The organism is Thiomicrospira sp. (assembly GCF_014859555.1).
Taxonomy (GTDB): domain Bacteria; phylum Pseudomonadota; class Gammaproteobacteria; order Thiomicrospirales; family Thiomicrospiraceae; genus Thiomicrospira.
In genome coordinates this window covers 1-19044 of the sequence record NZ_JACUTY010000042.1, presented here as the reverse complement: position 1 = coordinate 19044, position 19044 = coordinate 1, and the positions used below count along the sequence as shown (strand labels likewise).

General features: G+C 45.2%; 18 protein-coding genes. 7 read left to right on the top strand and 11 right to left on the bottom strand.

Annotated elements, in window-relative coordinates; translation table 11 throughout:
- Positions 1–95 precede the first annotated feature (95 nt).
- Positions 96–572, top strand: a complete 477-nt coding sequence (locus IBX48_RS07595; protein ID WP_296832651.1) for a cyclic nucleotide-binding domain-containing protein — start codon at positions 96–98, stop codon at positions 570–572.
- Between the two features lie 43 nt (positions 573–615).
- On the opposite strand, the gene IBX48_RS07590 is transcribed toward IBX48_RS07595, so the two are convergent.
- Positions 616–2067, bottom strand: coding sequence for a sodium-dependent transporter (locus tag IBX48_RS07590; RefSeq protein ID WP_296832648.1), 1452 nt, complete (start codon positions 2065–2067; stop codon positions 616–618).
- A 147-nt stretch (positions 2068–2214) separates the two neighbouring features.
- Here IBX48_RS07590 and murB point away from each other — a divergent pair, with 147 nt between their 5' ends.
- Entirely contained in the window at positions 2215–3237 is a 1023-nt protein-coding gene (gene murB / locus IBX48_RS07585; protein ID WP_296832642.1) for a UDP-N-acetylmuramate dehydrogenase, read from the top strand.
- Between the two features lie 7 nt (positions 3238–3244).
- Here the strand turns inward: murB and nagZ are convergent, their stop codons facing one another.
- From nagZ to sucC, 7 genes are read right to left on the bottom strand one after another with little or no spacing between them, the layout of a single operon-like run.
- Entirely contained in the window at positions 3245–4315 is a 1071-nt protein-coding gene (gene nagZ / locus IBX48_RS07580) for a beta-N-acetylhexosaminidase (protein WP_296832636.1), read from the bottom strand.
- 30 nt (positions 4316–4345) lie between these two features.
- Positions 4346–5146 carry an ABC transporter permease gene (locus tag IBX48_RS07575; protein ID WP_296832632.1) on the bottom strand — a complete coding sequence of 267 codons (801 nt, stop codon included), beginning with the start codon at positions 5144–5146 and terminating at the stop codon, positions 4346–4348.
- A 23-nt stretch (positions 5147–5169) separates the two neighbouring features.
- Entirely contained in the window at positions 5170–6093 is a 924-nt protein-coding gene (nikB, locus tag IBX48_RS07570) for a nickel ABC transporter permease (protein ID WP_296832627.1), read from the bottom strand.
- The gene (locus IBX48_RS07565) at positions 6090–6599 is read right to left on the bottom strand and encodes a L,D-transpeptidase (protein ID WP_296832623.1); all 510 of its coding nucleotides are present in this window, start codon (positions 6597–6599) and stop codon (positions 6090–6092) included. Before IBX48_RS07565 ends, nikB begins: the two co-directional genes overlap by 4 nt.
- A gap of 12 nt (positions 6600–6611) precedes the next feature.
- Positions 6612–8243, bottom strand: coding sequence for an NAD+ synthase (locus IBX48_RS07560; RefSeq protein WP_296832620.1), 1632 nt, complete (start codon positions 8241–8243; stop codon positions 6612–6614).
- A gap of 16 nt (positions 8244–8259) precedes the next feature.
- Positions 8260–9135 (bottom strand): succinate--CoA ligase subunit alpha, encoded by an 876-nt coding sequence (sucD, locus tag IBX48_RS07555; protein ID WP_296832617.1) that lies wholly within the window; start codon positions 9133–9135, stop codon positions 8260–8262.
- On the bottom strand, positions 9132–10301 hold the full coding sequence (sucC, locus tag IBX48_RS07550) for an ADP-forming succinate--CoA ligase subunit beta (RefSeq protein WP_296832614.1): 1170 nt from the start codon (positions 10299–10301) through the stop codon (positions 9132–9134). The genes sucD and sucC overlap by 4 nt, the downstream gene beginning before the upstream one ends.
- Before the next feature lie 122 nt (positions 10302–10423).
- Here sucC and IBX48_RS07545 point away from each other — a divergent pair, with 122 nt between their 5' ends.
- Positions 10424–10726: a PP0621 family protein gene (locus tag IBX48_RS07545; RefSeq protein WP_296832607.1), complete on the top strand. Its 303-nt coding sequence runs from the start codon at positions 10424–10426 to the stop codon at positions 10724–10726.
- Here the strand turns inward: IBX48_RS07545 and IBX48_RS07540 are convergent.
- Both IBX48_RS07540 and IBX48_RS07535 read right to left on the bottom strand, forming a co-directional pair.
- On the bottom strand, positions 10708–11160 hold the full coding sequence (locus tag IBX48_RS07540) for an FKBP-type peptidyl-prolyl cis-trans isomerase (RefSeq protein ID WP_296832604.1): 453 nt from the start codon (positions 11158–11160) through the stop codon (positions 10708–10710). The two genes, IBX48_RS07545 and IBX48_RS07540, sit on opposite strands and share 19 nt — an antisense overlap.
- Positions 11161–11220: 60 nt before the next feature.
- The gene (locus IBX48_RS07535) at positions 11221–11568 is read right to left on the bottom strand and encodes a hypothetical protein (RefSeq protein ID WP_296832601.1); all 348 of its coding nucleotides are present in this window, start codon (positions 11566–11568) and stop codon (positions 11221–11223) included.
- Positions 11569–11771: 203 nt separating this feature from the next.
- Here IBX48_RS07535 and IBX48_RS07530 point away from each other — a divergent pair, with 203 nt between their 5' ends.
- Positions 11772–12230 (top strand): YhcH/YjgK/YiaL family protein, encoded by a 459-nt coding sequence (locus IBX48_RS07530; RefSeq protein WP_296832599.1) that lies wholly within the window; start codon positions 11772–11774, stop codon positions 12228–12230.
- A gap of 110 nt (positions 12231–12340) precedes the next feature.
- Positions 12341–13465 carry an FAD-dependent oxidoreductase gene (locus tag IBX48_RS07525; RefSeq protein WP_296832595.1) on the top strand — a complete coding sequence of 375 codons (1125 nt, stop codon included), beginning with the start codon at positions 12341–12343 and terminating at the stop codon, positions 13463–13465.
- 125 nt (positions 13466–13590) lie between these two features.
- On the opposite strand, the gene acnB is transcribed toward IBX48_RS07525, so the two are convergent.
- Positions 13591–16167: a bifunctional aconitate hydratase 2/2-methylisocitrate dehydratase gene (gene acnB / locus IBX48_RS07520; protein WP_296832592.1), complete on the bottom strand. Its 2577-nt coding sequence runs from the start codon at positions 16165–16167 to the stop codon at positions 13591–13593.
- Positions 16168–16306: 139 nt separating this feature from the next.
- On the opposite strand from acnB, the gene purB reads away from it, so the two are divergent.
- A complete protein-coding gene (purB, locus tag IBX48_RS07515; RefSeq protein ID WP_296832589.1) occupies positions 16307–17716 on the top strand; it encodes an adenylosuccinate lyase in 1410 nt (469 codons plus the stop codon).
- A 116-nt stretch (positions 17717–17832) separates the two neighbouring features.
- Positions 17833–19041, top strand: coding sequence for a cupin domain-containing protein (locus tag IBX48_RS07510; protein WP_296832587.1), 1209 nt, complete (start codon positions 17833–17835; stop codon positions 19039–19041).
- Positions 19042–19044: the final 3 nt, after the last annotated feature.

Sequence of the window (19044 nt, the reverse complement as noted above, 5' to 3'; positions counted from 1 at the left end):
TTGGCCATAGAATGACTAAGGCCGGCGAGTCGCGCCTAGAATAAGTGGCCTTTAAGTCCCGCAGAATTTTATTCTGGGTTAATCGAGGTGCCCAAATGAGTTCACACGACACCTTAACGCTTTCACAATCTGTTTTAGGTGCAGACCTATCCGACACGGAATGCCAAGCGTTATTGGATATTAGTAAAAAAATAAGCCTCAAAAAAGAGGATGTTTTATTTAAAGAAGGCGAAGCCGATGATCAACTGTACCTGGTTGTATCTGGAAAAATTGATGTCATTAAAAACCTAGGGGCTAAAGATGAAACCATTATGGTCGCTTTAACGCCAGGCTCGTTAGCCGGTGAATTGAGCTTTATTGATGGTGAGCCTCACTCGATGACATTAAGAAGTCGAAAAGACAGTGAAGTCATTATTTTAAACCGCGCTGATTTTGAAGGTTTAATCGCAACACACCCTCATGCCGTTTATCATGTCATGCGCGCGATTGTGCGTGCTTCTCATAAATTGCAGCGTGATTTAAATGCGCGTTTTATGGAAATGAATCGTTTTGTCACCAACCAGTACATGTAAAAATAGCAAACAAGCCAGCTAACATCTAGCTGGCTATATTTTCTTAAATACTATTTGCCTTCACGCGCTTAAGTCTAAGCAATCTCAAAACATAAACCACATAGATTGCCACACTGATTAGCATGATTGGCACAATATAAGTTTGGCTCAGATTATAAGCAAACACCAAAATGATCGCGAAAGGTGTAACATAACGCAAACTGAAGTTAAATAAAGCCATCACCCAGCGCTGCAAATCAATTTGTTGTGCCTTCAAATCCGCGCGCATTGTCCAAGCCACAAATACACCGATAAATAACCCGCCCAACGGTAACATGATGCTGGAGGTTAAAAAGTCGACTGTTGCAAAGAAATTACGGTCGCCTAATAGTTTAATATCTTCCCAATAATTAAACGACAACACCGTACCCAGCCCGATTAACCAAGCAACCGATCCTAACATCCAAGCCGATTTTTTGCGTGAATAGCCCCAGTTTTGCTCAAACCAACTAACAGCTGGCTCAATTAACGAAATGGCAGAGCTTAAAGCCGCCATCACGACTAACAAAAAGAACAAACTGCCAAAAAACCAGCCACCCACCATCTGACCAAAGGCAATCGGTAAGGTTTGGAACAACAAACCTGGCCCCGCCCCGGGCGCTAAGTCATTCGCAAATACGACTGAAAAAATCACCAGGCCTGCCATCATCGCAATCAGCGTATCCATCAGCACAATCCAAACACTGGCTTTGACAATCGACATATTTTGGTTCACATATGCACCATAAGCCATCATCGTACCTAGCCCAATACTAAGCGTAAAAAAAGCATGACCAAGCGCAACTAATACCGCTTCCCAGCTTAACTTAGAAAAGTCCGGTGTAAACATAAACGCCACACTCGCGCCAAAAAAACCGGTCGTGGTGGCATAACCTAATAACACCAATAAAATGATCAATAAACCCGGCATCATAAAGTTAATCGCTTTCTCTAAACCACTGCGAATACCTTTCGAAACGATAACAATCGTAAACACCGTTACTAGACTATGCCAAAACAAAAGCTCCCAAGGGCTCGCCACTTTTGCTTCAAACAATTCTTGTGCTTGTTGGCTACTGATATCAACAAATGCCCCTTGAACACTGGTGACAAAATAGGCCACTGCAATGCCTGCAATCACGGTGTAAAACGACAGAATCAACAACCCAGCCAACACACCGTTGAAACCCAATCCTGACCAAAGCCGTGAAGCATTACTTTCATGTGCTACATTGGCCATCGCCTGCACCGGATTGGCCTGCCCAGTCCGACCTAACGCAATTTCGGATAGCAAAATTGGCAGGCCGATAATTAAAATACAGGCCAAATAAACCAAAACAAACGCACCGCCGCCATTATCACCCGCGATATAAGGAAACTTCCAAATATTACCTAAACCAACTGCCGACCCGACAGCGGCCATAATAAACACCGTCTGGGATGACCAAGATTGTGTGGAAAGTTTCAAAAGACTCATGCGTTTTCCTTTATAATTTGGGCCTACTCGACCTATGTCGACATCACGTTTTTGGCAAAAAAGCTAACCCAACTGAGCAAGTTAGCTCACAATGGGCGTTAAAGACTTCATTCAAATTTAAAAATTATAGCAAACTAAGCAAAAACTATGCACATTCAAGCCAACTATCCAATTACACATCTCAATACATTTAATATCGCAACCAAAACGCGCTATTACGTTGAGGTCAATAAACAAAGCGATATTCCCGTGCTGCGGTCCGATTTAAAGCTGGCCTCAATGCCTTGGACAATTATGGGCGATGGGAGCAATATTTTATTTACCCATGATATTGAAGGCGTAATTGTGCGTTGCAGCTTTAATAAAATTAAGGTCGTCAAAGAGGATAATGATGGTATTTGGCTGTCGGTTGGCGCGGGGGTTAATTGGCATCAACTTGTTGAGTACACAGTCAAACAAAACTGGTGGGGGCTCGAAAACCTAGCTTTTATCCCGGGAACCGTTGGCGCCGCACCCGTACAAAACATCGGCGCTTACGGCACAGAAGCGCGCGACACGATCACCCGCATTCAAGCCCTGGATTTATATGATGGTCATCGAGTAGAGTTTCGTAATGCCGACTGTGAATTTGGTTATCGCACCAGTATTTTCAAACGTCAATTCACAAATCGCTTGCTGGTGCACCGGGTAACTTTTCGTTTAAGAAAACTGCATTCCGGACAGGCCAATTTGGTTTACGAACCCTTAAAAAACCATCTGCAAGCTCAGAATTTAACCAGCATCACACCATTAGATGTTTTTAATGCAGTGGTAGCCTTACGTCAAGAACGTTTGCCCGATCCAAATATAGTCGGGAACGCCGGCAGCTTTTTCGAAAACCCAATTGTATCGGCTGAATACTTTGAGAAAATTCAACAAGAACACGGCGAAATACCTAACCATAAAATGCTGGATGGCCAATATAAAATTCCGGCGGCTTGGTTAATTGAGCAATCAGGTGCACATACACTCAGCCACGGTCGTGCCGGCGTATCTGACAAACATGCGTTAGTCTTGGTAAATTTGGGCGGTGCCACAGGTAAAGAAATTGTTGAGTTGTCTCAAATGGTGCAAAACGAAGTGATGCATAAGTTTGGCATCCACCTCGAGCCCGAAGTAAATATTCTGTAAGAGGCCTTTAAATCAACGCACTCTGTAAGGACTGCTCGCTAAGTTGACTGATATTTTTAGCCGAAGCTTGCCAGAGGGGTTCATAATGCAAGCGATCATACGAAATCTGAGCACGCCCATGTAAGCGAATTAAACGTGCGTGAGAAATCGGGCAGCTGCGTTGAATACTTTGCGCTAAAACTTCTGGGATTTGATCCAACTCATTACAAACCAACACTAAATCACAACCCGCATTTAAGGCCATATTAACTCTTTCAACCACCGAACCATACACCGCTGCGGCGTGCATTCCCAAATCATCACTTATGATCGCGCCATCAAAATGGCATTCTTCACGCAACACTTTTTGCAACCAATAATGCGAAAAACCCACCGGTAAATCATCCACATTGGGATAACGTACATGAGCCGGCATCACCGCTTCCAAACCATGCGACATTAATGACAAAAAAGGCTGTAAATCCTGTTGCTGGATTTGCGGCCAATGACGTTCATCAATCGCGATTTCTTGGTGTGTATCCGCTTTAACAAAACCGTGCCCAGGAAAATGTTTGGCTACCGAAGCCATGCCGGCCTCACGCATACCTAAACTTACTTGCAACGCCAGTTTTCCGGTAATGACTGGATCAGACGAAAAAGCCCGATCACCAATTACGTGACTTTCACCATAGTCCAAATCGACCACCGGTGTAAAGCTGAAATCGACACCACAGGCTAAAAGCTCGGTCGCCAGTAACCAGCCCAACTCATGCGCCTTTTTGAGCGCTTTTTCGGCTGAATTTTGATAAAGCTGACCCAAAACTCGCATGGGAGGTAAACGCGTAAAACCTTGACGGAAACGTTGAACCCGACCGCCTTCATGATCAACCGCGATTAATAGTTTAGGGTGACGTAATACATGAATCTCATCACACAAGGCTTTTAGTTGCTCGGGGGACTCAAAATTGCGGCTAAATAAAATCACACCCGCCACCATAGGATTAAGCAGCCAGTCTCGTTCTTGAACGGTTAAGCTTAAACCACTTACACCAATCATCACGCTACCCAATGACATGGCTTTACCTTGAATTTTTAACATAAAAAGATTTCCTTAAACCAGGCCTGGTGCTTATACATGTGGCGTGCTTTGTTTGACATCCAAACGATCTCGCCCACGATCGCCAAGTACATTAATCGCTAATACCACCAACATGAGGGCAACACCCGGCACAATCACCAAATGCGGGGCGACCAGTAAATAACGTGTGCCTTCGCGAATCATATTACCCCAAGATGCATCGGGCGGCTGAACACCTAGCCCTAAGAAGGATAAACCAGCTTCGGCGATCACTGCACCAGCAAAACCAAAGGTGGCCTCAACCCCTAATGGCGCCAGAATCAAAGGCAATAAATGTCGATATAAAATAACCGGCTGACTTACACCCAAGGCACGGGCGGCTTGGATATGTTCTCGGTGACGTAAACTTAAGGTTTGAGCGCGCGCTAAACGTGCATAACCCACCCAACCCACAGCGACTAAGGCAAAAATCACATTCTCAATTCCTGGGCCTAATACCGCCGCTAAACCGATCGCAAGCAACAAGCCTGGGAAAGCTAAAAACACATCAATTACCTTGGTAATGACACGATCTACCCAGCCACCCATAAAACCGCTGTAAATGCCGATACTGGTACCAATTAAGGCTGAGAAAATCACCACCCCTAAGGCCACAAATAAGGAGGTTTGCGCACCTAGCAATAAACGCTCAAACAATGGACGTCCTAGCTCGTCATAGCCCAACCAGCTCTGCCAATCAGGCATCGCTAGCAATTTGTTCAAATCCACTAAATTAGCGGACTCGCCCACTAAAAAGGCGCCAAAAGCCATCGCAAACCAGGCCAGCACAATTAGCAAACTTAACCACTTCATCTAACATGTCACCTTATTAGTCATTAATTTGCCAACCGAATTCTAGGATCTAACCAGGCGTACACTAGCTCTGTAAGTGCATTTACTGTGATATAGGCCACACTAATAATTAAAATACAGGCTTGAACCACCGGGTAATCACGCCGCTGAATCGAATCAACTAATAGTTGACCAAGACCCGGCCAATCAAATACCACCTCGGTTATCACCGCGCCACCTAATAAAGTGCCCAGCTGTAAACCCATAATTGTCACCACTGGTAACAGCGCATTACGCAAAGCATGCAGGCCATATACTCGGGTATTGGACAAACCTTTTGCTCTGGCGGTGCGGATATAATCTTCATGGAAAATTTCTAATAATGAGGCGCGTAACATCCTAGCTAAGATCGCCGCCAACGCCGTTCCCAACGTGACCGCCGGTAACACCCAAGCCCAAGGTTGATCCGCCCCACTGACCGGCAGCCAAGCTAAACTGATTGAAAACAATAAAATCAACATCGGCCCCAGCCAAAAATTAGGGATAGAAACCCCGACTAACGCCACCGTCATCGAAGCGTAATCTGGCCACCGACCGGATTTTAACGCCGCCCACATACCTAACGGAAACGCGATCAACACCGCAATCAGCATCGCCATGACGGCTAAATATGCGGTCATAGGTAAACGTTCTAAAACCAAATCAGATACCGGCTGCTGAAAGAATAATGAGGTGCCTAAATCAAACTGCAACAGCCCCATAAAGTAATGAATATACTGTTGCCAAAGTGGCCGATCTAAACCCAATTGATGGCGTAACGCCTGTTCATCGGCCGGACTCGCCCAGTCGCCTAACATGACAGAAACAGGATCACCAGGAACTAAATGGATAAGTAGGAAAACCAGACTGCTCACCACCCAAGTGATAAACAATAAAGACAGGCCCAAACGTAGTAAATAATTAATCATAGGTGAATGTTAACTCTTGTGCCCACTGAGACAAGCTCGAACAACTCCAACATATCTTGATTGCGCATACGCACACAACCGTGTGACAAAGCTTGCCCCATAGGTTCAGCATCAGGCGTGGCATGAATGTAAATATAACGCTGCATCGTATCCACCGAACCCAGTCGATTACGGCCTTTTTCACAACCGCTTAACCAAAGAATACGAGTCAAAATCCAATCGCGCTTTGGGTTCGATTTAGCCAACTCATCATTATAAATTTCACCGGTTGGTCGGCGTGCCACAAACACACTATTTACCGGTAATCCATCACCTATTTTGGCTCGAATAATATGTTTACCTAGTGGGGTTTGATTTGAACCTTTGGCTTGACCCGGCCCTTTTTGAGCCGTACTTATCAAATAATATTTTTCGACTCTATGACCGCGCCAGAGTTTCAGCGTTTGGGCTTTAACTGAAACCTCAACATGTACGCGTTCTTCTATATTAATTCGCTTCAAACTCACCACCAGGCCTGGTTATTCACTATAACCGCTGGTGATCGGATAACGCCGATCACGTCCAAACGCACGCAACGAAATTCGTACACCTGGCGCAGCCTGACGGCGTTTATATTCACTGCGATTAATTAAGCCGATAACTCGATACACCACGTCCGCTTTAGCGATATTCAACGCGATAATTTCAGCCGGCGTGTGATCCTTTTCGACATAAGCCTTAATAATCGCATCCAATACATCATAATCAGGTAAAGAGTCCTGATCCATTTGATCCGGTCTTAACTCAGCTGATGGTGGGCGTGTAATCACACGTTTTGGAATGACCTTATTGAGTTGATTGCGATAACCTGCTAAGCGGTAAACCAGCGTTTTAGGTACGTCTTTGAGCGGCGAAAAGCCCCCCACCATATCACCATAAAGTGTGCTATAACCCACCGCCGATTCGCTTTTATTACTGGTCGCCAATACCAGCTTGCCGAGTTTATTAGACAAAGCCATTAATAAGGTTCCACGGATACGTGCTTGCAGGTTTTCTTCGGTAAGATCGGCATCGTAACCCTCAAAGCGTTCCGCTAAACTGGCTTCAAAACCACTATAAAGCGATTCGATAGGAATACTGTGATACTTGACACGCATGGTTTCAGCCTGGGCTTGTGCATCCTCTATACTGATTTGCGCAGTATAGCGAAATGGCATCATTACGGCTTCAACCTGGTCGGCGCCTAATGCATCCACAGCTAAGGCCAGCGTAAGTGCCGAGTCAATCCCGCCCGACAAGCCCAATAACACACCTTTAAAGCCATTTTTGTGCACATAATCGCGAATACCGAGTTTAATGGCTTCATATATGCGTGCCTCCCCTTGGTACAAAGGAGCCTGCGAGCCGGCTATAATCTCAACCTTATCTTTATTTTTCACTAACTGAACTAACGTTAACGCATTTGTAAACTCCGGCGCCTGAACTTGAACTTCACCGTCTGCCGACATCGCAAACGAGCCACCATCAAACACTAATTCATCTTGCCCACCTACTTGGTTGACATAAATTACCGGCAACTTGACTTCATCCACACGACGACGCAGCACCATTAAGCGATCTTGATATTTTTCGCTGTGAAAAGGCGACGCATTAATGTTAATAATTACTTCAGCGCCAGCTTGAGCGGCCTGCAATGCCGGGCCCGGTTTCCAGATGTCTTCACAGATAACCAAGCCAAATTGCACGCCTTTAAAACCCACCACACAAGGCTTGCTACCCGCCGAAAAATAACGTTGCTCATCAAATACATTATAATTTGGTAGGTGCTGTTTCATATAACTGGCTTGGATCATGCCCTCGCTAATCCAAGCCGCCATGTTAAAACGTTCACCCAGCGCGTCCATCATAGGATACCCGACCACCATTGCGACGTCTTTTACTTGATCACAAAGTGAGTTGAGCGCTTTTTGAACTTGTGGATATAAGCCATCTCTTAACAATAAATCTTCAGGTGGATAACCCAATAAACTCATTTCTGGGAAAACCACCAGGTCGGCATTATGGTCTTGTTTGGCCTGATTAGCTGCCCGCACCATACGTTCTACATTGCCGGAAATATCGCCAACTAATGGATCAATTTGAGCCATAACAACTTGGATCGTGTGCGACATGATTCCCCCTAGACCGTTAAGCCTTATTTAGTCGTTCAAAAAGTGTCGATCCCATCTCGGTTGGCGACCGCACCACGGTCACACCGGCGGCCTCTAAAGCCGCAAACTTGGCTTCCGCCGTGCCTTTACCACCGCTCACAATCGCACCAGCATGTCCCATACGTTTTCCGGGTGGCGCGGTGACGCCTGCAATATAAGCCACCACCGGCTTGGTCACATGCGCTTGGATAAACTCAGCCGCATCTTCTTCGGCTTGTCCACCAATTTCACCCACCATAATAATGCCTTGAGTTTGCGGGTCTTTCTCAAACAACGCCAAACAGTCAATAAAACTCATACCATGAATCGGATCACCACCAATCCCCACACAAGTTGATTGGCCTAGCCCGTTTTGCGTGGTTTGATGCACCGCTTCATAAGTCAGTGTGCCAGAACGAGAGACTACACCGACTTTGCCCGGCAAATGAATATGGCCCGGCATAATACCGATTTTGCACTCGCCGGGCGTAATCAAGCCTGGACAGTTTGGGCCGATTAAATAACTATCCGAAGCTTCTAACACCGCACGCACTTTCAACATATCGTTAACCGGAATGCCTTCAGTAATGCAGGTAATCACCTTTATACCAGCGTCTATGGCTTCAATAATTGAATCGGCCGCAAAAGCTGGCGGCACATAAATCATGCTGGCCTCAGCGCCAGTTTGCTTAACCGCCTGTTTGACCGTGTTAAACACCGGTAAACCTAAATGCGTTTGACCGCCTTTTCCAGGGGTCACGCCACCGACCATTTGGGTGCCATAAGCCAGCGCTTGCTCTGAGTGAAATGTGCCTTGTTTGCCGGTAAAACCTTGGCAGATAACGCGGGTGTTTTTGTTGATTAAAATACTCATGCGTTTTCTCCCGCCACTTCAACCACTTTACGCGCGGCACTCGCCAAATCATTGGCACTGATAATACTTAAACCACTTTGCGCTAATCTTTCACGACCTAGTTCAACATTGGTGCCTTCTAAGCGCACCACAACTGGAATCGATAAACCGACTTCTTTAACCGCCTGAATAATACCGTCGGCAATCAGGTCGCAACGCACAATACCACCAAAAATATTCACTAAAATGGCTTTGACTTCTGAGGACGACAAAATCAATTTAAAAGCTTCAGAAACCCGTTCGGGGGTGGTGCCGCCGCCTACGTCTAAAAAGTTAGCCGGTTGGCCGCCATTCAATTTAATCAAATCCATTGTCGCCATCGCCAGACCAGCGCCATTCACCATGCAACCAATGTTGCCATCCAACGCAATGTAATTCAGTTGAAACTGTGAGGCTTGAGCTTCACGTTCATCTTCTTGACTAATATCACGCCATTCCACCAGGCCTGGTTGTCTGTAAAGTGCATTCGGATCAATATTAACCTTGGCATCCAACGCAACCAATTGATTGTCGGCAGTTAAAACCAACGGATTGATTTCAACCTGCGCAAAATCTTTATCCAACGCCAACTGATATAGACTTTTTAAAATGGAGCCTAGCTGTTTAAAAGCTTCACCCGTTAAGCCTAACGCAAACCCGACTTCTCGCGCTTGATAAGGCATAACACCTAACAAAAGATTGACATCCAAGCAAATAATCTTATCCGGCTGAGTGGCGGCGACTTCTTCAATATCCATGCCGCCTGCGGCTGAAATCACAAACTGGTGAGTTTTCGCAACCCGATCCACCACCAAACTTAAATACAACTCTTGCTGAATATCCAGGGTTTGCTCAATCAACAGTTTGTTAATCGGCAAGGCTTTACCGGCGGTTTGAATCGTCGCCAAACTTGATCCAAGCAAGGATTTTGCAACCTGTTCAGCTTCCTCGGGTGTTTTAACCAGCTTAACGCCACCCGCTTTACCACGCGCGCCCGCATGAATTTGGGCTTTAACCACCCAGCCATCACTAGGTATCTGTTTGATCGCCTCTGAAACTTGCGTCAGATTATCAACCACCACACCTTGTGGTATCGGAATTCCAGCTTGTTTAAACAGGAGCTTAGCCTGATACTCATGTAAATTCATTGTGTGTTTTATCTCCAACCAACAATGGACAAGACTTAATTTAGCCTAGATTAAAATTGCTTTTATTGTAAATATTTCAGACAATGCTCGCATCCACGCACCCTATAAAAGGTATTTTTTGTATGCAAGCCATTCTGTTTTTAGCGTTTGTTCTGCTCGTTTATTTTTTGATTCGCATGATACTTAATATCATTATAGAGGCTAGAGAAAAGACTCAATCCACCTCCTCCCATCCTGCCGAACCACTCGACAGCCAGCTCATGGTGCGCTGCGCGCATTGTGGCGTACATTTACCGCAATCCGAAGCCTACTTTGATGGCACACATACCTATTGCAGCGAAGGCCACCTCAAATCCGGCCCTAAATTTAACCCCAACGAAGCCGCCGAATCAAACCAAGCTAAAACTCAAGAAACCGAATCGTAAACCGCTTCAATTTTGACTTCAAACACAAATGTTTGACCAGCTAAAGGATGATTAAAATCAACCGTAATATCATCCTCTTGGATTTTAACCACCGTGCCCGGTACTTCATCCCCAGTTGGCGTATCAAATCCAACCACATCACCGACTTTTAATGCCATATCGTTTGGGAACTCAGCGCGTTGCATCGTATAAACATTAGTCGGATCAGGAAATCCAAAGCCATCTTCAGGTGGCACAAAAAACTTAGCCTGGGTGCCGACTTCTAAACCCACTAATAAAGCTTCAAGATTGGCGAGCAAACTGCCTTCTCCGATTTTAAAGCGATAGATTTCACCCGGTTCTGTTTGATCAATCGGGGTATCGTCAGGTAAACACAAAGTAAAGCTAATGCCTATTTCACTGTTATCCTGTACGACCAAAGGCGTTGGACTCATAAATTCTCCTGGTATAACTGCAATATTAACCAACGAGTTAGGTTAATCTATTAGCATTAATTAGGTTTTACCAAACAAGGAAAACGGTTCACGCGGAATATCGCCGCAACGAATACGCCACTTTAACTCATAACCACAATCTTCCCCAGCCGCACAAGCCGCATGATGTTTCACAAACTCAGCGGAGTTGTGCGCGTGGCGCAACAAGTATTCATAACCTGTCGGACACAAAGCTTCGGCTTGTTTGCGTAGTGCGCGGCTTTCAAAACCTGTAGGCGGTTCACTACGCGTTTGAATCAATTCGTATTCTTGATTCGCTTCAGATAAAGGGTTAACGCTTACTTGCGCACATCCCGACAACCCAAGCACCAGGCCTGGTATTAACCACAAAACATGTTTTATTTTCATAACATCGCTATTCAATTTAGGTCAGGTTAATGGTTTATTTCGTAGCCATCAAACGTTAAAACGCCAAGTTTACCACAAGCCCCGTTTAAACGAAGGTCATCCTGAGCCAAAAAACCTAGGTATGGAGGCAAATATTTATCTTTATTTAAAGTCAGCTCGCGTAAAATAGCGGGATTAATCTTTTTAGGAAAAAGCGAGCTTTTATGATTTTTGATCGTCTTGAAAACGCCCACTTATATAAAGGGTTACATCCTGCTATTGATCAGGCTTTAGACTATATTTCCAGTGGAACCGACTTTAGCAAGCTAGAGATTGGCCGCCACCAGGTCAGCGACCAGCTGGACGCGATTATTGATGAATACGAAACTCAGCCCAGTGACGGTTCACTTTATGAAGCGCATCGCCAGTATATTGATGTGCAAGTCATGTTGTCAGGCGACGAATACATGGGTGTATTGCCACTCGCCAACCAAACACCGGTACAGGCTTACAACGAAGAAAAAGATTTTGCGCTTTACCAGGTCGCTGGGCAAATGATTCATGTTAAAAAAGGCATGTTTATCATCTTTTTTCCCACCGATTTACATATGCCCTGCATAGGCACACCGGCACGTAAAATTCGCAAATTGGTATTAAAAGCTAAAATACACCCAAAAACCTAAACCATCACTTTTTTCGGCCTACCAAATTCGCGCGAAATCATCACTTTATAAAAGCACAAAAAGTTTGCTATGATAACTTGAATATTCTGCGCATTAGGTAAGGAAAAACTATGAAGATCGCTATTCTAGGAACGGGTTTTGCGGCATTAACCGCTATTAAGCAAGTCCGTAAACAGCTTAAAGACGTTACCATTCAAGTATTCTCACCCAATCAAAATTTGATTTATTTGCCTAGCTTAATCTGGATACCATCAAAAATCCGTCAGGCCGACGATCTCAAAGTGGATCTGCACAATTTTTTTAACCGTCAACGCGTTGAATTTATTCAATCTCAAGTTGAGTCTATTAAAGACGGTGGTCGCACCGTGGTTACCGACAAAGGCGAGTTTACTAATGATGGTTTAATTATCGCCAGCGGTGGTCGTTTTATTAAAAAATTACCGGGTATTGAACATGCCATCACCCCTTGTGAAGGCATTCCAGCCGCCGAACAAATTCGTGACCGACTCGAAGCCATGAAATCCGGCACAATTGCGATAGGTTTTGGCGGCAACCCTAACGAACCAGCGGCCATGCGTGGTGGCCCAATGTTCGAATTTTTATTCGGTATCGACACCCTACTTCGCCAGCAAGGCCGTAGAGATAAATTTAAAATTATTTTCTTTAATCCTACGCCAGAACCAGGCAAACGCCTAGGTGCTAAAGTGCCTGCAAAAATGCAAATCATGATGGCTAAAAAGAATATCGAAACTCATTTAGGCCACAAAATGGTCGGATTTGAAGCCAACAAAGTTAAAACTGAGGGTAGTGAATTCCATGCCGATCTAATTTTATTTATGCCCGGCATGACAGGCCCAGCTTGGTTAGAGAATACTGACTTACCCAAGTCAGCGGGTGGCATGATCTTGGCGAATGAATTCGCCCAAGTTAAAGGCTTTGAGAACACTTATGTCGCGGGGGATGCTGGCAGCTTCGAAGGCCCGGACTGGCAACCTAAACAAGCCCATGCCGCTGACATTCAAGCTAAAGTCGCGGCGCACAACCTGGTAACAGACCTTAACCAAGCAGGTGACAAACAAAAGATTAAGCATGAGTTAGTTTGTATCATAGACACACTTAGCCATGGCCTATTAATTCGTCGCACTGAAAAAGGCACCATTATGCTGCCGCCCTGCCGTTTAATGCATTATGCCAAACGATTTTTTGAATGGTGGTATCTGCGCAGCTATCGTTAATAACGATGGATTGTGGCAATCTTAAATTCGATTTAAGTAGGATTTACCAACAAAAAAAGCCCGCTATTATTCACTCAATAATAGCGGGCTTTTTATTTCAAGCACCAGGCCTGGTGCTTGTATTATCAGCCTACGGCTACGCCAATTTCTGATAAGTTTTTAGGCGATTTAATTTCATAATCCGCCATTTCATCAAACTGCAAATAACGATATACATCATCCGCCATGGTATTTAATCGACTGACTGCGGCCAAATATTCATCTGGCGTTGGGATCTTTCCAGACGCCGCAATTACCGCGGCCAGCTCAGCGGAACCTAAATACACATTCGCGCCATTACCTAAACGGTTTGGGAAGTTACGTGTTGAAGTAGAGAACACCGTTGAACCGTCAGCGACACGCGCCTGATTGCCCATACACAACGAACAACCCGGCATTTCGGTACGAGCGCCAACTCGCCCAAAGGTGCTGTAATAGCCTTCTTCGATTAATTGGCGTTCGTCCATCTTAGTCGGCGGCGCGATCCATAAACGCGTCGGCACTGCGCCACTTAAGGTTTCGAGCACTTTACCGGCCGCACGATAATGTCCAATATTGGTCATACACGAACCGATGAATACTTCATCAATTTTCTCACCCGCCACCTCCGACAATAATTTGACGTCATCAGGGTCATTTGGACAGGCCACAATTGGTTGTTTGATTTGATTCAAGTCTATTTCGATGACTTCTGCATATTGAGCATCCGCGTCCGCTTCTAACAATACCGGACTATCAATCCACTTTTGCATTTCATCACGACGGCGTAGCAAGGTACGTGCGTCTTCATATCCGTTTTCTACCATCCATTCAATCAAACGAATATTCGACTTTAAGAATTCAATAATCGATGCTTCACCTAACTTAACCACACAGCCGTTAGCCGAACGCTCAGCTGACGCATCGGATAATTCAAACGCCTGCTCGACTTTCAAATCCGGCAAACCTTCAATTTCTAAAACGCGACCGTTAAAGACATTCTTTTTGCCTTTCTTTTCAACCGTCAATAAACCCTGCTGAATTGCTTGATACGGAATCGCATTCACCAAGTCACGCAAAGTCACACCCGGCTGCATTTGGCCTTTAAAGCGCACCAAAACCGATTCCGGCATATTCAAAGGCATCACACCCAGCGTTGCACCAAACGCTACTAAACCTGAACCCGCCGGGAATGAAATCCCGATTGGGAAACGCGTATGCGAATCACCACCCGTACCCACCGTATCCGGCAATAACATGCGGTTTAACCAAGAGTGAATGACGCCATCACCCGGACGAAGTGACACCCCGCCACGGCTGGTAATAAACTCAGGCAAGCTGTGTTGCAACTTAATATCTACCGGTTTTGGATAAGCGGCGGTATGGCAGAAAGACTGCAGCACAAAGTCGGCACTAAAACCTAAACATGCCAACTCCTTCATTTCATCACGTGTCATAGCACCAGTTGTATCTTGCGAACCCACTGTAGCCATGTGCGGCTCACAATAGACACCTGGGCGCACACCTTCAACACCACAAGCTTGACCGACCATTTTTTGAGCCAGCGTGAAACCGTGGGTTTGTTTATCTTCATCCATCGGGCGAATAAAGTGTTCACTCGGTACTAATTCTAATGCGCGACGAGTTTTATCGGTTAAATCACGACCGATAATTAACGGCACACGCCCACCCGCGCGCACTTCGTCTGGCATGGTAATGGGGTCTAATTTAAACGTGCTAAGAACATCACCGGCTTCACTGGTGATTTTGCCTTCATATGGATAAATATGAATCACATCACCCATATTCATTTTGGATACATCACACTCAATCGGCAACGAACCCGAGTCTTCCGCAGTATTAAAGAAAATCGGTGCAATTTTACCGCCCAAAACCACCCCACCTTGGCGTTTGTTGGGGACAAAAGGGATGTCATTACCGAAAAACCACATCACTGAATTCATCGCCGACTTACGAGATGAACCGGTACCTACCACATCACCGACATAAGCTACCGGATGACCTTTGGCTTTTAATGACTCTATAATTTGTGGCACATCTTGCATTTTTGACGCCAACATTTCTTTGGCATGCAAAGGAATATCCGGACGTGACCAAGCCGCCGTAGCAGGCGATAAATCATCGGTATTGGTTTCACCGTCAACTTTAAACACCGTCACGGTTATTTTCTCAAGCATCACTTCTTTGTCGGTAAACCACTTAGCGTCTGCCCAAGCGTCAATCACCTGTTTGGCATAAACACTGGTATTGGCTTTTTCCAACACGTCATGATAAGCGTCATAAACCAACATGGTTTTAGACAAGGCTTTCATCGCCGCTTCCGCCACCTCAACATTCTGACTGTCTAATAACTCAATCAGAGGCTGAACGTTATACCCACCCAACATGGTGCCTAACAAAAATGCGGCATGCGCCGCCGGAATAGCTGAAACAGCGATCTTCTCAGAAGCCACATCGGCCAAAAAACTCGCTTTAACATAAGCCGCTTCATCCACCCCAGGTGGAACACGATTGGTTAAAAGATCAACTAAAACCTCGACTTCTTCAGCCTGTGGTTTTTTTAACTGTTCAATTAAATCGGCCGTTTGCTTGGCATCCAGTGGTAATGGTGGAATCCCTTGTTCAGCGCGTTCGGCCACATGTTGGCGATAAGCTTCTAACATAAAATCATGCTCCCTAATTAAGTTCGTCTAATTGCGATATAATATCATGTTTGATTATTTAAGGCTCGCGGCATCTGTAAAAGCTTGTGCTCAATAAGCTTCATTTGACTGCCTGGAATTCGTTTTAAGGAAACTATTTATGTCTGACACTCTCATGCTCTCTGAACTCACTGCTATTTCACCTGTCGATGGTCGCTACGGTGCGCGTCTAAACGATCTAAAAGCCATTTTCAGCGAATTCGGTTTAATTAAAAACCGCGTAAGAGTTGAAGTGGCCTGGCTACAAATGCTGTCAAATCACCCAGGTATTCCAGAAGTGCCAAAATTCAGCGCGCAAGCAACCCAACACCTACTTAAGTTGGTTAACGAATTCAGTTTAGACATGGCGCAGCGTGTTAAAGAGATTGAACGCACCACTAACCACGATGTAAAAGCGGTGGAATACTTAATCAAAGAACACATGAAGCCGGTGGCCGAACTGGATGCGATTAATGAATTTGTGCATTTTGCCTGTACCTCAGAAGACATTAACAACCTAGCTTATGCCTTAATGTTAAAAGATGCTCGCGAACAGACACTGGTGCCAGAAATGCAAAAACTGGTCGACCACCTTGCACAAAAGGCCGTGACCATGGCGGCGATTCCAATGATGTCTCGTACCCACGGCCAACCCGCCTCTCCGACCACGGTTGGCAAAGAGTTGGCTAACGTGGCTTACCGTCTACAACGCCAAATCAAACAATTGATGAATGTCCAAATCATGGGCAAAATTAACGGCGCGACCGGCAACTATAACGCCCACCTAGCGGCTTATCCGGATTTAAACTGGTATGAAATTAGTGAGCAGTTTGTTCAATCACTTGGACTGGCTTGGAACCCTTACACCATCCAAATTGAGCCGCATGACTACATTGCTGAATATTTTCATGCGGTGTCGCGCTTCAATACCGTTTTAATCGACTTTGATCGTGATATCTGGGGTTATATTTCGCTTGGTTTCTTCAAACAAAAAACCGTCGCTGGTGAAATAGGTTCTTCTACCATGCCGCATAAAGTGAACCCAATTGACTTTGAAAACTCTGAAGGCAACTTGGGTATGGCCAATGCAATCTTTGACCACTTGGCTCAAAAACTGCCAATTTCTCGCTGGCAGCGTGACTTAACCGACTCAACGGTATTGCGTAATTTAGGTGTGGGCATCGCGCACACTCATATTGCACTTCAAGCGAGCATGAAAGGGTTAAGCAAACTGGAAGTGAACGAAGAAAAACTCGCCCAAGATTTAGATGACAACTGGGAAGTATTAGCGGAAGCGATTCAAACCGTTATGCGTCGCTACGGCATTGAACAGCCTTATGAAAAACTTAAAGAACTGACCCGTGGTCGTCGCGTTAACTCACAAATTATGCAAGAGTTTGTGGATCGTTTGGAATTACCAGCGGAAGCTAAAAAAGCCTTAAGAGACATGACACCAGCTAGCTACACCGGTAACGCGCAACGCCAAGCTGAAGCGATTGAACTAGCATTGACTATGATTAAAGGTCGTTAACAACAAACGCCTTAACATTAACCTTCGGCACCAGGCCTGGTGCCGAACCCTTTCCAGCCTAACAACGACGATCTAAACATCAAATTAAAAGCTAAACCCCTAATTAAAGGATTTATATGATTCATTTCAACAGCGTGGATCAAGCCACTTTCTTGCGCGAATACTGGCAGAAAAAACCGCTGCTTATTCGCCAAGCCCTGCCCAACTTCATCAGCCCATTAAGCCCCGAAGAACTCGCCGGCTTATCGCTTGAAGAAGAAGTAGAAAGCCGCCTGGTTATTCAAAAATCTGAGACAGAATACGAACTAAAAAATGGCGCCTTCAGTGAACAAGATTATCAGAATCTACCGGACAAAAACTGGACTCTGCTTGTGCAAGGCGTGGATCGGTTAATTCCAGAGGTGCATGATATTCTAAACGAATTTGACTTTATCCCACGCTGGCGGATTGACGACATTATGATCAGTTACGCCACCGAAGGCGGCAACGTAGGCCCGCATTTTGACCATTATGATGTGTTTTTACTTCAAGCCGCTGGTCAGCGAAAATGGATGCTGACCTCACAAAACTGTACCGAAGATAACTATTTAAAAGATGTAAGTTTACGTTTAATGAAGTCATTTCCAATAGAAGAAGAATGGACACTCGAAGCGGGCGATATTTTGTATCTACCGCCAAAATGGGGACATCATGGTATCGCCTTAGACGATGAATGTATGACCTATTCAATTGGTTACCGCAGTTATAAAGGTCAAGAACTCTGGGATAGTTTTGGTGACTACCTGTCCGAACACAATCAGTTTAACCAGTTATACCAAGACCCTAACTGGACAAACGCAAAACCGGCCGAAATCCCCAACCAGGCCTGGTTGCAGGCCAAACAGTTATTGCAAGAGGTGTTAAATGACGAACAAGCTTTGCAACATTGGTTCGGTCGCTTTGCCACTCAACTTGATCAACAAGCACACCAAGCCCTACCTGAACCCTTAAGCCCTGAAGAAACCGCCAGCCTTGAAGATTTCACCGATGCACTTTCAAACACGAACGGTTTTCAGAAAGATCCGATTTGTCGCTTTGCCTATCAAAAACTCGGCGAGCAAACTCAATTAACCCTCTACATCAATGGTTTTGAATGGCCAACGACTGGCGTTCAAGAAGCGATTATTATGCAACTAGCCAACCAAGACTGCATTGACAACGCCACGTTGCAACGCTGGTCTAAACAACCTCAAGTTATGCGCTGTTTATACGAACTTTGGCAAAGACAGTTTTTTACTCTTGTTGACGATGAGCCCGTCGCTATTGAAGCGGAAGATTTAGATTAAATA

Coding starts and splice junctions, on each gene's coding strand:
- IBX48_RS07595 (WP_296832651.1), top strand. CDS start 96: ATGAGTTCACACGACACCTTAACGCTTTCACAATCTGTTTTAGGTGCA.
- IBX48_RS07590 (WP_296832648.1), bottom strand. CDS start 2,067: ATGAGTCTTTTGAAACTTTCCACACAATCTTGGTCATCCCAGACGGTG.
- murB (WP_296832642.1), top strand. CDS start 2,215: ATGCACATTCAAGCCAACTATCCAATTACACATCTCAATACATTTAAT.
- nagZ (WP_296832636.1), bottom strand. CDS start 4,315: ATGTTAAAAATTCAAGGTAAAGCCATGTCATTGGGTAGCGTGATGATT.
- IBX48_RS07575 (WP_296832632.1), bottom strand. CDS start 5,146: ATGAAGTGGTTAAGTTTGCTAATTGTGCTGGCCTGGTTTGCGATGGCT.
- nikB (WP_296832627.1), bottom strand. CDS start 6,093: ATGATTAATTATTTACTACGTTTGGGCCTGTCTTTATTGTTTATCACT.
- IBX48_RS07560 (WP_296832620.1), bottom strand. CDS start 8,243: ATGTCGCACACGATCCAAGTTGTTATGGCTCAAATTGATCCATTAGTT.
- sucD (WP_296832617.1), bottom strand. CDS start 9,135: ATGAGTATTTTAATCAACAAAAACACCCGCGTTATCTGCCAAGGTTTT.
- sucC (WP_296832614.1), bottom strand. CDS start 10,301: ATGAATTTACATGAGTATCAGGCTAAGCTCCTGTTTAAACAAGCTGGA.
- IBX48_RS07545 (WP_296832607.1), top strand. CDS start 10,424: ATGCAAGCCATTCTGTTTTTAGCGTTTGTTCTGCTCGTTTATTTTTTG.
- IBX48_RS07540 (WP_296832604.1), bottom strand. CDS start 11,160: ATGAGTCCAACGCCTTTGGTCGTACAGGATAACAGTGAAATAGGCATT.
- IBX48_RS07535 (WP_296832601.1), bottom strand. CDS start 11,568: ATGAAAATAAAACATGTTTTGTGGTTAATACCAGGCCTGGTGCTTGGG.
- IBX48_RS07530 (WP_296832599.1), top strand. CDS start 11,772: ATGATTTTTGATCGTCTTGAAAACGCCCACTTATATAAAGGGTTACAT.
- IBX48_RS07525 (WP_296832595.1), top strand. CDS start 12,341: ATGAAGATCGCTATTCTAGGAACGGGTTTTGCGGCATTAACCGCTATT.
- acnB (WP_296832592.1), bottom strand. CDS start 16,167: ATGTTAGAAGCTTATCGCCAACATGTGGCCGAACGCGCTGAACAAGGG.
- purB (WP_296832589.1), top strand. CDS start 16,307: ATGTCTGACACTCTCATGCTCTCTGAACTCACTGCTATTTCACCTGTC.
- IBX48_RS07510 (WP_296832587.1), top strand. CDS start 17,833: ATGATTCATTTCAACAGCGTGGATCAAGCCACTTTCTTGCGCGAATAC.